The organism is Coprococcus sp. AF16-22 (assembly GCF_003461545.1).
Lineage (GTDB): Bacteria > Bacillota > Clostridia > Lachnospirales > Lachnospiraceae > Coprococcus > Coprococcus aceti.
Genome location: NZ_QTXH01000009.1, coordinates 66,477 through 79,783, shown reverse-complemented (window position 1 = coordinate 79,783; position 13,307 = coordinate 66,477). Strand labels below are relative to the sequence as shown.

The window sequence follows — 13,307 nt, the reverse complement described above, 5'->3', positions numbered from 1 at the left end:
AAATGTTTCATTTGAACGACATATTAATATTTTTATTTTTCGGTATAGTCGCATTTGTTATACCCGGAACTTTAACAGTCTGGAATATTTACAATTGTTTTTCTGCCAAACCAAAAAAGGAAAAGCTTATCTCAACCGTAACCGTTCTGGTTGGCGGCCTGTTATATCTGATGCTGTTTGCGATAACGTATGATACAGCCGGCGACTGGTATGAACAGGTTAATACTATGCAATTTCACTATGTGATTTCTTCCGGGTATTGGGGAATTTCCTGGGTTGCTTTATTAGGATTTGCTGCATATTTTGTGTTGTTATACATAAATGCAGACCGACTGCCGCCATTAGTATCCGCGGTTGCAATTTCCTTTATTATCCTGCTTAATATATTGCAGATTACGTTTGCTGTTCAGTTATCTAAAAATATCAATAATCCCTTAGAATTGTCATTTTATGTTTATCATTTCAACATATTGCTGTTATCTGCAAGAGCAATTCAGAGGCATATGCTGCAACAGGTAGAAATCTTTAAAAACAGAGCAGCAGCACAGGATAACAATATACGTTTCAAGAAATTTTACGATATCATTAACAGCTTATCCAGGTACACCTTTGTAATTTTTGTTGCACTGTTTCTGGTTGTGGCAATTATCGAGATTATATTTGTCCTAATTGGTCAGGGACTGGATGCTCCGATTAAGGCATTTACAGATACTGCAGATTGGACATTTTCAAAGCAGACACCACCACCGCCATCAGATTACGAAGGACATTATCTTTGTACGGTAGCCGCCGGTGGGCACAAAAAAGTTGTGAAACCGCTTAGATTTGGAAGCAGGAGAGGTGCAACGATCATTGTAAACAGGCAATTATGTATTGCCAACGCATTTGAAGAAGTGATTCAGATAAAATTTCCAAGTTTTCACAGGATGGTTCGCCACATATATGATACATACGGCTATCCACTGTCGAAACTCATAACAAATCCTCTTAGAGCAGATGTTGTTTATATTATAATGAAACCATTGGAATGGATATTTTTATTATTCTTATATCTGGTTGATGTCAGACCGGAACAGAGAATAAGAAACCAGTATGTTTTACAATTCAAAAGATAAGGTGTGAATATGGGGAGTGTTATTTCCATCATGTCTATTATTATCTCCATCATTTATTGATAAAATGATGGAGATAAATCTGAAATGAAGGAGATTTTTAAGCAAGAAGTGTCAGGTACAGATAAACTTTTGTTTATCCGCACCTGACACCAATCTACCTCCGTTTTCTATTTCATCACCGCATTATACACATCCCTCTTAGGGACTCCGCGGTCTACAGCCGCCTGCTTGATCGCATCCTTCTTGGACATACCCTGATCAACGTACATCTGGACATGTTCCTCCACGGACATAGCCTCGAACGAGCTCTTCTTCTCCTCCTCAAGCTTCTTCACATCAAGCCCTTCTATCACTATGACGAATTCTCCTCTCGGATCTTCCCCCTCGTAACGAGCTATCGCCTGAGAGAGCATCATAGGCTCTATGGTTTCATGTTTCTTGGTGATCTCTCTGGCAAGCGTGATATGCCTGTCACCTAGTGTCTCCATGAGTTCCACCAAAGTCTTCTTAAGCTTGTGGGGCGCCTCATACATCACCATGGTCCTAGTCTCTCGCTTCATCTCCTCAAGAACCCTCGCCCTGTCCTTCTTGTCATACGGCAGAAACGCCTCAAATGCAAATCTTCTGGTCGAAAGTCCTGAGCTGATGAGCGCCGATATACATGCACACGCCCCCGGCACCGGTGTAACCTCAAGCCCTGCGGCAAGAGCCTGTCTCACAAGCTCCTCCCCGGGATCAGATATACCCGGAGTTCCGGCATCAGTGATAACTGCAACGCTTTGTCCCTGCTGCATCTTCTCAACGAGAACCTTCGCCTTGTCGTATTTATTGTATTCATGATAACTCGTCATGGGAGTCTTGATCTCGAAATGATTGAGCAGCTTGATACTGTTCCTCGTATCCTCCGCCGCTATCACATCCACCTCGGAAAGAACCCTGACGGCTCTATATGTCATATCCTCAAGATTTCCTATGGGTGTTGCCACCAGATATAATTTGCCTGCCATATATAAACCTCACTATCTGTAATATGTACATTAGGGTGTTTACAACATTTTTCACTTTCATGCTGCAGCCGTTGCCTGTTACCGCTTTGCACTGCCTTCATACGTCGCCAGCAGCTGCTCCGTGTACACTCCCGGAGCTTTGTAGACTATCATAGGCGGATCAATCTTGATCATGGAGTTGCCACCCTTAACGGCCTCCACTATGACCATGTTTGGCTCCTTATCTATGTATGGATGTACAAGCTGCATCCTCTTTGGCTCAAGCCTGTGCTCATGCAGGCATTCAAATATCTCAGCCAGCCTGAACGGCTTATGTATCATATAAAAACTTCCGCCGGGTTTAAGGGCATGCTCTGCCGCTGCCACCACCTGATCCAACGTCACATGCACCTCATGTCTCGCTATGTTCTTCGGAGCATCCGGATTCTCCAGACCGTGACTGCCCTTTATGTATGGCGGATTTGAGGTCACTATGTCAAAGGAGGCCTTCTTGTAGTTACAAGAGACCTCCTTTATATCTCCGTTATCTATTCGCACTAAACCGTCAAGCCCATTGAGGCTCACGCTCCTTGCCGCCATGTCCGCACATGCAGGCTGAAGCTCTATGCCTATAAACCGTGCTCCATCTGCCATTTTACCGCTAGGCTGCTGATTCACCCCTGCATCCGAATTAGTAACTCCATCTACGGCAATACAATCATGTGAGGATCTATAATCATAGGCATTCAAACCAGCAAGTCTCTCATCTCTGGTAAGAGCTTCATCCCCATACTCCTTTGCAGCAAGAAGTATAGGTATGATACCTGTTCCCGTTCCGAGATCCAGATATCTGCCACCGCGCTTAAATCTCACATAGTTTGCCAGCAGCACAGCATCCATCCCAAAGCAGAACATTCCGCTGTTCTGTATGATCTGATAACCCTTGCACTGCAGGTCATCTATCCTCTCACAGGATTTTATAACCACTTCCGGTCTAATCGTCAAATTTGGACTTTCCACCCTTGTCCTCCAATGCCTCAAGTGCCTTGTACTCCTCAGCGCTGAGTCTCTCTGAATTCTTTCTTCTCTTAGGCTTGAACTTGAGTTCAGCCACAGGATACTCCATAACTTCCTTGTTGTCATCCTTGTCTGTCACCACGATCTTAACCTTCTGTCGGAGAACGTTCACTGACATGACCTCGCCCTTGTTGCCATCTATGGTCCTGACGAAATCTCCTACATTCGGAAGCTTCTCATTCAGATACTCGTAAGTATCCTGCTCATGCTTCAGACAGCACATAAGTCTTCCGCACACACCGGATATCTTAGTAGGATTCAGTGACAGGTTCTGCTCCTTTGCCATCTTGATTGATACTGGAACGAACTCCGACAAATGCTTGTTACAGCAGAGCTCCCTTCCACATATGCCGATTCCGCCAACCATCTTGGTCTCATCGCGGACACCGATCTGTCTGAGCTCTATTCTTGTCTTGAACACAGATGCCAGATCCTTTACCAGCTCTCGGAAATCGATTCTCCTGTCTGCTGTGAAGTAGAACAGCACCTTATTGTTGTCAAATGTATACTCAGCCTCGATGAGCTTCATGTCCAGCTTATGCTTTGCGATCTTCTCAAGACATATGCCAAATGCTCTCTTGCTCTTCTTCTTGTTATCCTCGTATCTTCTGGTGTCATCCTCTGTGGCAATTCTTATGATCGGCTTGAGTGACGCCGTTATCTTGCCCTCTTCTACCTCTCGTCTTCCCAGAACCACTTTGCCGTACTCCACACCCCTTGCGGTCTCGACAATGACAAAACTGCCGGCCTCGACCTCAAAGTTCTGTGGATCAAAATAATATATCTTACCGTTTGGTCTGAAACGAACTCCTATAATCTCTTTCATTAACAATTCTCCTTCATGGTTAGGAGCATAAGCTCCATGACAATGTCAAAGCTGACATTCGCCTCAAGTCTGACCTTGGCCTTGTCCATAGACTTGAGTACCTTTTCTATACCCTCATAGCTGATGTGTGAGGACTGCTTTCTTATATCAGAATAATACTCCTTGAACATCAACCGGCCCGGGTTATTGGACACCTTAAGCATAAGAATGTCCCTGTACCACATCATCATCAGATCGATGTAGTCACTTACCTTGAGCTTGTACAGCTCCATATTCTTAATGGCAAATATCATGTCATCAACCGACATATCACTTATATGTCTCATGAACTTCACCACATTTTCCTTGATCTCCTTGTACTCATCACTAGTTGCAAGCCTGATGGCCTTTCCCAGATTGCCCTGGGCAAAATCCATACAGAAGTCAGCCTTCTGCTTGTCCAGCTTCAGCTCATTCATGAGATAATCAAGTATATCATGTTCTCTGACAGGCTTCACATTCAGCACTATACATCTGGACTGTATAGTCTGAAGCATCTTATCAAGATTGTTGGTGAGCAGTATGATTATTGCATAGGACGGAGCTTCCTCGATCGTCTTTAACAAAGCGTTCTGTGCATTTACATTCAGAAGCTGTGCATCCTCTATAACATATATCTTATATCTGCTGCTATAAGGCTTGATATCAATATCAGAATTCACCTGATCACGTATCTCTTCAACCGAGATCACATTTGGCTTGTCGTGGGTCACCCACACGATATCAGGCTGATTTCCCGTCTCACACTGAAGACATGACTTACAATGATTACATGGCTCTGTACCGCCCTCCTCACACTGGAGAGTCTTGACCAGCGCCCTGGTAAGGGTCTTTTTTCCACTTCCTGTCTCGCCATTGATGATGTAGCCCTGGGATATCTTACCCAGCTCAATGCTACTCTTGAAGTGGCGTATTATGTCCTCATGTCCGATTATGTCTGTGAAATCTATCATATATACCAACCCCCTTACAATTAATTGTTTCTGTATGTCTATTCTGACCTTCTCCAAAATCAAAATATATTAAAGATTAAGTTTCTTCTCTACATACCCTACTATTATACCATGAATCTCATCAATAGGTAAAGTAGCGTCTATCTTCACTATTCTCTCAGTGTGCATATCCGCAAGCATGCGGTATCCATCCACGACCTTCTGATGGAACTCCATTTTTTCATTCTCCATTCTGTCAAGTTCAGCCTGGTTCTTCTTTCTGGATATTCCCTCCTGGGCGTCAAGATCCATGAGGAATGTCATATCCGGCATGATTCCCTGAAGTGCAAATTCATTTACCTTATACACCGTGTCAACTCCGAGTCCTCTTCCGATTCCCTGATACACAGCGGATGAGTCCACAAATCTGTCTGCAATCACCGCCTGACCGGCATCCAGTGCAGGCTTGATATTCTCTTTCACAAGCTGGGCTCTCGCCGAAGCATACAGAAGCAGCTCAGTCATATATCCCATCTCTGTAAAATCCTTGTTCAATATAACCTCGCGGATCGCCTCACTTATGGGATTTCCCCCCGGATCTCTGGTTATCAGCACGTCATAGCCTTTCTTCTCCAGATATTCCTTAAGCAGCTCCCTCTGTGTGGTCTTGCCCGCTCCGTCCGGGCCCTCTATAGTTATAAATATTCCTTTCATATCCTAACCCTGCCATATGCTGTTCCTGCACATGTACACCTTTCATATTTATATTGTGATTCTTATCAAACCTTCCAGATCATAATGCTACATATCATTCTCCGCACAGCACTTTGATATAACCGTCATTGACTCCTGCCACATTAAGTCCGCTGTCTATCATGGACTTTATTCCGTTCACCGCCTGCCGGTCAACGACCTCTCCCGGCGCCAGCACAGGTATTCCCGGCGGATATGCATATACAAATGCCCCCGACACCTTTCCAGCCGCACCCTCAATCGGCACGCTCTCCACTGGTCTGTCCCACGCGGTTCCCGGCGGCATAGCTGACCTTCTGCCGGATATGATATCCAGCTCCTGCCGGTCTGTTTTATCCGGCTCATAGCCAAGGTTCCCGTCTATCTCAGCCACCGCATTAAATAGTATATCATAACTGTCTGCACTGTCCACAACAGATGATATACAAATGACATAACTCACCGATGCCATCTCAACAATCAACCCATACCTGTCCGCCAGAATTTCAGCAAGCATAACCCCTGTAAATTTCTGTCCCGACTCGTCTACAGTTCCCGGTCTCACGACAAATACCAGCCTGCCCTCATCACGGTCGAACACTTTACACGCATTACAGATCTCATCATTTTTCACTGAGGAAGCATCAGGTCTGAACAGCCGTATATTTCTGAGCCCATCACATTTCCCGGCAAATGCCTCAAGCCTCCGCCCATACCTGGCAAATTCATCTCTGTTATTTGCGCCAAATGCAACTGCCTTCTCCATGCTCTGCATAAATATATATGAAGGCGAAGATGTCTGGAATATCTGCAGATATCTTCTAACCCTCTCATCAAGCTCAGGATTCATCACATGAAGAAGTGATGTCTGTGTGAGTGCCGGCATGGTCTTGTGCAGGCTCTCGATGACAATATCTGCCCCCTGCTTCATGGCAGTCTCATGTCCTTCCATGAAGTTCAGATGTGCTCCCTGTGCTTCATCGACTATAAGATATATTCCATACCTGTGTACTACCTCTGCTATGCCCCGTATATCTGATATAACACCCTCGTATGTCGGGGATGTGATGATCACAGCACTCGGCTTTCTGTCATCTGCTACCAATTCCTTAAGAGCAAGCTCCAGCTTATCCGGCGATATGTCACCCAGTATGTCTGTCCTCTCTGACATTTCACGATCATCTTCATCGCCTGGAGCCATCATTTCCGATATTTCGCAGTCATCTTCTCCATCATCTGACATTCCATTCGATATTGCTCCGACTTCATTCTGACCCACACCGTCAGGCCAGCTCATACTCACATAATCCGGCACTATATACTCGGGCTCAAGCTCCAACATACAGATAGCGTTGTACACCGCCTTATGGCAGTTTCTTGCCGCAAGTATCACGTCTCCCCTGTGACAGGTGGCGTGTATAGCTGTCATAAGTCCGGATGTGGAACCGTTCACCAGCATATATGTTGCAAATGTTCCATACACATTCTTCATCTCGGCAATACTGTCCGCTATGAACAACTCCGGCTCATGCATGTCGTCAAGATCTTTAGCCTCAGTGAAATCATGTGCATACACCCCGTTCCAGAAGTTTTCCCGGGATTTTGAAATGTTATCAACATTTTGGACGGCTTCTATCGGCTGTCTCTTGTGCCCAGGCATGTGCCACGGGTATGTACCCTTCTCTATATATTTTTCAAGTGCTTCATTTATATATTCTTTCACCAGTTTTTCTCCGTAACATAGATTCTGTGTGATATAATACCATACTTTTATGTATTTGTAACAGCACAGACTTCTCCCAACGTCTGCACAGATATAAAAAACAGGAGAAGCTCTATCCGGCTTCTCCTGCGAGGGGGTATAAAAAAAGTTTTGCCTATTTTATGATCTTTCAAATGCTGCAACGGCATCCTCGATCTTCTGTAATTCGTCATCGGTCATGACTGTATGTGCCTGCTTTTCAACAGCCTTGAGATTGCTGATGATCTGCTCAGGCTTTGAAGCACCGATCAGCACTGTTGTGACCTCCGGCTTGTTCAGCAGCCATGCGATGGCAAGCTCTGATAGCTTCATATCATATCCGGCTGCGATCTCATTTAACTGGTTGAGGAGAGGTCTAGTTTCAAGCACCTGATCCTCATGAAGGAATCTTCCGTCCTTCACTGCCCTGCTGTCCGCCGGCATATCCTTCAGATATCTGTCTGTCAGCATTCCCTGTGCCAGAGGCGAGAAGCATATGAGTCCCTTGCCTGATGCGTATGTCTGCTTCAGAAGCCCATTGTTCTCGACAGATCTGTCCAGTATGCTGTATCTGTTCTGATTTATCACAAATGGCACATGAAGCTCATCAAGTATGCGCTCCGCCTTTGCCATGGTAGGTCCGTCATAGTTGGAGAGTCCGACATAAAGTGCCTTTCCACTCTTCACTATCTGCGCCAATGCTCCCATGGTCTCCTCGAGTGGAGTGTTCGGATCCATTCTGTGATGATAGAATATATCCACATATGGGATGCCAAGTCTTTTAAGGCTCTGGTCAAGACTTGCTATGAGATATTTTCTGCTGCCCCAGTTGCCGTAAGGGCCTTCCCACATATCGAATCCGGCCTTAGTGCTGATTATCAGCTCATCCCTGTACGCACCCAGTTCCTCTCTGAGTATCTTTCCAAAGTTCTCCTCTGCACTTCCATACACCGGGCCATAGTTGTTTGCTATATCAAAATGTGTTATTCCGTTGTCAAATGCGGTAAAGCACATCTTCTTCATATTCTCGTAATCGTCATTTGTTCCAAAGTTGTGCCAGAGTCCAAGTGCCAGAGGCGGCATCATAAGACCGCTCTTGCCGCAATGTCTGTAAAATCCTGTTCCCTCAACATTCTTATATCTATTCTCTGCTGCCTTATAATCTCCCATATTGATACCTCTCTTAAAATTATCCTTACGATGGTTTCTTCGTATATATGCAAGTTATCACTACATTTTGAAGTATATCATACCGATTACATCAAAAAAATATGAATATTTTTGTATTATATATGAAAATTTTATTATGATTTCTATAAATGTCCTACCTAAATTATCCCGGACATTTTTACTATCCTCTATATGCCTGTTACGCATTTACTGGGAGCTTATCTCCACCGAAAAAAGATCATACCGATTCTCATAGAGCATTTCCTCTGCCTGTATGCCATCACAGGCGCAGCTCACATTCATCTCACTTGCCTCAACTCCTATGAAATAGTCAGCCACAATACATCTGAAACATATGTCCAAAAGGCGACATCCCCTGTCATCATATTAACATGATATACAGACGATGTCGCCTTTCTGTGTCCTTTATTCTGCTTTTACAGCCCATCTCATCTTCGTCGATCTTGCCCTCGGATTGCGGGCGCACTCCTCCGCTGACGGTCTGATGACATCCTTGCTGACTTCGCTGTAAACACCAGCCTTCACCCCAGCCTTGAACGCCCTCTTCACCAGTCTGTCCTCACCTGAATGGAATGTCAGTATCGCCACTTTTCCACCAGGTCTGAGCGCATCCGGCAGCTTGTCAAGGAAATCATACAAAACCTCAAACTCACTGTTCACATCTATTCGCAGAGCCTGAAAACACCTCTGACAGGATTTCTTCACAGCCTCTTTTCTGTCCTTCTCCGGCACAAATGCCAATGCCTCCTCGATGGCATCCTTCATCTGCGTGGTGGTCTCCACATAATTCTTAGTTCGGTTTCTCTTCATGATGACCGTGGCGATCTCCTCCGCATAAGGCTCGTCCGAGTTCTCCTGGAACATCCCAACGAGTTCCTCATACGAAACCTCTCGTAGACGCTCCGCCGCCGACTCACCCTTCTCCGGATCAAGCCTCAGATCAAGTGGTCCATCAAACTTGTATGTGAATCCCCTGTCTGGATTGTCTATCTGCATGGAAGACACTCCGAGATCCGCAAGGATAAAATCAAATCCCCCGGCCTCCTCTGCCACCTGGTCGATATTCCTGAAATTTGTCTGCTTTATCGTGAGTATATCCTCTCCGTATCCAGCTTCAGACAGTCTATGCTTCGTCTTCACTATCTCTATAGGATCAACATCCAGTGCATACATATGACCTTTCCCCTGAAGCTTCTCAAGCATACGCCTTGTGTGACCACCATAGCCCAGTGTCGCATCAAGCCCCTGCTGTCCCGGCTGTATCTGAAGGAAATCCAGTATCTCATTTACACATATTGAAATGTGCATCCCTGCCGGGGTACTTCCCTTGCTTATGACTTTCTCTATCGTATCCGCATATTTTTCAGGATCGTGCTCCTTGTATTTCTCCTCAAACCTCTTCGGATGGGTGCCACTGTAGTGCACTCTCCTCTTGTGTATCTTTTCTTCCATATATTCTTATCTCCTTAGCCGCCGTCTGCCATACAAGGCCCCGGAACATTTATGTCATAATACCATATATCTGCGAAACAAGCCACACAACACTAAAAAAATGGAAGCCACGGCATTCATCCGTGACTTCCAGAATAATAGCATCATATAATTATTATTATTTACCAGCTATAATGTGATGTATCATGGTGAGCTGGCTCCTGAGTGCATCCACAGATATCTGTCCAGGGGCGGAAGGTATGCCCGCTGTGGCAAATGATATCGTATTGCCATACATCTCTCCTGTGGTTCTTGTCTCCACACCAAGTTCACCCATGGATATAACTATGAGAGGGGTCTGATTTCCACTATCCTGCAGTTCCTTTGCAGCCTGCATCATATCTACGACCTGCGATCCCTCCTCAGGCATCATGGCTATCTTGGCTATATCTGCACCTGTGAATATGATGGACTTAAATCTGTCAACTATCTGTTCCATAGGTATAGTAGTCTTGAAATCATGATTGGACACTATGACATACACGCCCTTGGAATGAGCCTCCGCTATGACTTCATCCACAATCTCCATGTCGGAGAAATATTCTATATCCACGATGTCTATATATCCACTGTCTATAGCGTCAATAAGAAGGTCGTGATACTGGCTGAGTGTTGCATCCATGCAGCCACCCTCACCCTTTGTCCGGAATGTAAATATAATAGGGAACTGCCCCAGCTTATCATGGATCTTCGCCAGAGTCTTCATAAGTGCCTCTCTGTCAAAGCACTTCTCGTACATATCCGCTCTGAATTCCACCATGTCCGGTTCCGACTTCGCTATGATCCTCAACTGATAGTCCACATCATAATCCGTCGGAGCTACCAGAGGTACACAGATCTTAGTCATTCCCTCTCCTATCGCCACATTCTTCACATTAACGACCTTCATCACTGTCTCCTGCCTTTTTCACATTTTCCCTGCACGCTGTACAGCTATTACTTTATCTCTATTGCATCCATGAATGTCTCACACAGCTTCTGCGCGTCAACCTTGTCGACCTTATCCCAGTAGCTGATAGAACATGTAACTACATCCTCGCCTGTAGGATATACCAACAGCACCTCTGTTCTGTCCATATCATATGATGTGAGCTGTATCACAAGATATGTTACCTCTGTGCCATCCTTTGCCTTCACTGTGCCATCTGTCATCTCGTTGACCTTGGAGTTCTCATCGTTGTAATACTCTGTGTAAGTATCCTTCATGTTCTTCACAAGATCACTTGCTGAATAGTGTGTATATGTAGAATAGCTTGCATATACATCGCCCTTCTCATCATTATAAGATATGGTATACTCTGAAGCATAGCTTCTCTCGTATCCCTTTGGATCATTGATCTTTACTGACTTATCGCCAAGGCTTAATGTAACCTTTGAAAGGTCTTCCTCCTCTGTGCTGTCATTTGACTTCTCTGTGGTTGCTTCCTCTGTTGTAGCTGCCTCTGTTGTCTCAGGCTCTTCCTCCTCAGTATCCTTTGAGTCGGTGCCGAACTTTCCGTCAAGTCTGCTGTCAACACTTACTGAGTCAAATATCTCGCTCCATGCTGATACGATCTTTTCCATCTTATCCATGTTGATGTACTGATCTACATCATCACTGTTGAGAACTGAGTAATCAACCACATCTCCTGCTGCAGGAGCCTCTATCTTGTTGTCCTTCTCTGCTACCTTGAGATTTCCTGAGCACTGAAGAACATCCTCGCCTGATACTGTAACTGTGAGCTTTGCATCATTTATGCTGAATGACTCGCCCTTCTTGACATCTGCAAGGACACCCTCAAATGCAGCCTGAGCAGTCTCACCCTGTACATCAACAGATATGCTTCCACTCATCTTACCGCTGTTCTTGTCATAGTCTGATGTCACATTTCCTGTGAACTCCTGGCTCTCTCCGCCGCTCATTGCTGATAATGTGTACTTCTTGTCAGTTGATATCTTATCTCCTGATGTGTCAGTCTTTGACTCACTCTTGAGCTCTATATTTACATCTGAACCGTATGTAAGTGCTATCTTTGTTACAGCATCTGATGTGACATTTCCGTCACCCATGTAATCTGCTGTGAATGAAAGCTTAACGCCTGCTGCTGCAAGATCATAATCCCAGTCAACACGGATCACCTTGTCGTTTTCTACGTATACATTTGCAACGGCATCCTTTGTCATTACTGCGCTGACCAGAGATGGAATAGTGCCGATGGACTGCTTGAGCTGATCCTTTGTAACGCCCATCTGATCCATCATATCATCTGACAGATTGCTGTCCATGTACTTGTTCAGACAGTCAACCAGTGCCTGTGAGAACTCATCTATAGCGTCTGTTGTTATTGTCACTGTGTAGTGGTCTGCCTTGATAGTCTTGCCATTTGCATTTGTAAACTCATCCTTGCCGACCTTCTCATATGTTATGGACTCTGCAAGCTTATCTGCAGCCGGCTTGAGATCCTCATCTATGATCTTCTGAAGAGCCTCGCTGTCAACTGAACCGCCGGCTCCCGCATCCTTGCTGTCGAGCTCTGCCATAACACTGTTCATGTCAAATGAAAATGTCTTGGTAAAGAGATCAGGACATGACATATAGAGCGTCTGACCGATCATTACAACATCCGCACTGACTGTCTCGCCTGCCAGTGTCATGGAAGAATCAAGCTTGAAGCTGTTCTGTCCGTCGCTCTTGGCTGTGCTTGCGTCAAATGTAAATGTTGAACCGTCGAGCTTACCATCTCCGGCAACCTTGTCGATGGTAAAATCTGACTGAACGTCCAGCTTGTCGACATCTATGTCATCTGCTCCGACGATACCCACAATATTATTGTTCTCAAGTTCCTTTGCTGTGTTCTCCATCGCGTCCTTAACCGCATCCTTAGGACTCTTCTTGATGAACACGAAGAATACAACAACAAATGCTGCTATGATAACAAGCGCTGCCACAACTGCTATTATGGCTATCTTGATACCCTTTCTCTTCTTTGGAGACTCAGGCTTGTGCGCCTGATCACCATACATGTTCACGGTCTGATCATATACACTCTGCTGTGCATTCATCTGCTGACCGTACTGATCTGCAAACTGCTGACCCGCAAACTGCTGATTTGCATCGTACTGCTGCTGGCCATACTGTCCTGCGTACTGCTGGTTCGCTCCATACTGCTGCTGGCCGTACTGTCCTGCGTACTGCTG

The 13,307-nt window shown here is 45.2% G+C and carries 11 protein-coding genes and 1 pseudogene; 1 reads left to right on the top strand and 11 read right to left on the bottom strand.

Annotated features, from left to right (window positions below):
* Positions 1-2 precede the first annotated feature (2 nt).
* Positions 3-1,115 carry a DUF6688 domain-containing protein gene (locus DWW60_RS10335; protein WP_117875326.1) on the top strand — a complete coding sequence of 371 codons (1,113 nt, stop codon included), beginning with the start codon at positions 3-5 and terminating at the stop codon, positions 1,113-1,115.
* A gap of 167 nt (positions 1,116-1,282) precedes the next feature.
* On the opposite strand, the gene rsmI is transcribed toward DWW60_RS10335, so the two are convergent.
* The 11 genes and pseudogenes from rsmI to DWW60_RS10285 form a co-directional block, all read right to left on the bottom strand.
* Positions 1,283-2,122 carry a 16S rRNA (cytidine(1402)-2'-O)-methyltransferase gene (rsmI, locus tag DWW60_RS10330; protein WP_022217439.1) on the bottom strand — a complete coding sequence of 280 codons (840 nt, stop codon included), beginning with the start codon at positions 2,120-2,122 and terminating at the stop codon, positions 1,283-1,285.
* Positions 2,123-2,200: 78 nt separating this feature from the next.
* Positions 2,201-3,121 (bottom strand): tRNA1(Val) (adenine(37)-N6)-methyltransferase, encoded by a 921-nt coding sequence (locus tag DWW60_RS10325; RefSeq protein WP_117875325.1) that lies wholly within the window; start codon positions 3,119-3,121, stop codon positions 2,201-2,203.
* Positions 3,096-4,004, bottom strand: coding sequence for a PSP1 domain-containing protein (locus DWW60_RS10320; RefSeq protein WP_015534368.1), 909 nt, complete (start codon positions 4,002-4,004; stop codon positions 3,096-3,098). The genes DWW60_RS10325 and DWW60_RS10320 overlap by 26 nt, the downstream gene beginning before the upstream one ends.
* Entirely contained in the window at positions 4,004-4,996 is a 993-nt protein-coding gene (locus DWW60_RS10315) for a DNA polymerase III subunit (protein ID WP_015534369.1), read from the bottom strand. Before DWW60_RS10315 ends, DWW60_RS10320 begins: the two co-directional genes overlap by 1 nt.
* A gap of 69 nt (positions 4,997-5,065) precedes the next feature.
* On the bottom strand, positions 5,066-5,689 hold the full coding sequence (gene tmk / locus DWW60_RS10310) for a dTMP kinase (protein WP_055146089.1): 624 nt from the start codon (positions 5,687-5,689) through the stop codon (positions 5,066-5,068).
* A gap of 94 nt (positions 5,690-5,783) precedes the next feature.
* Positions 5,784-7,430 (bottom strand): aminotransferase class I/II-fold pyridoxal phosphate-dependent enzyme, encoded by a 1,647-nt coding sequence (locus DWW60_RS10305; protein WP_117875324.1) that lies wholly within the window; start codon positions 7,428-7,430, stop codon positions 5,784-5,786.
* 159 nt (positions 7,431-7,589) lie between these two features.
* Positions 7,590-8,618, bottom strand: a complete 1,029-nt coding sequence (locus DWW60_RS10300) for an aldo/keto reductase (protein WP_022217435.1) — start codon at positions 8,616-8,618, stop codon at positions 7,590-7,592.
* 207 nt (positions 8,619-8,825) lie between these two features.
* Positions 8,826-8,981: a hypothetical protein gene (locus DWW60_RS13425; protein WP_158565907.1), complete on the bottom strand. Its 156-nt coding sequence runs from the start codon at positions 8,979-8,981 to the stop codon at positions 8,826-8,828.
* A 63-nt stretch (positions 8,982-9,044) separates the two neighbouring features.
* On the bottom strand, positions 9,045-10,091 hold the full coding sequence (gene rsmH / locus DWW60_RS10295; RefSeq protein WP_117875323.1) for a 16S rRNA (cytosine(1402)-N(4))-methyltransferase RsmH: 1,047 nt from the start codon (positions 10,089-10,091) through the stop codon (positions 9,045-9,047).
* A gap of 157 nt (positions 10,092-10,248) precedes the next feature.
* Positions 10,249-11,019 carry a type I 3-dehydroquinate dehydratase gene (gene aroD / locus DWW60_RS10290; RefSeq protein ID WP_117875322.1) on the bottom strand — a complete coding sequence of 257 codons (771 nt, stop codon included), beginning with the start codon at positions 11,017-11,019 and terminating at the stop codon, positions 10,249-10,251.
* 47 nt (positions 11,020-11,066) lie between these two features.
* A pseudogene (locus DWW60_RS10285) lies at positions 11,067-13,307 on the bottom strand (hypothetical protein); the annotation flags it as partial.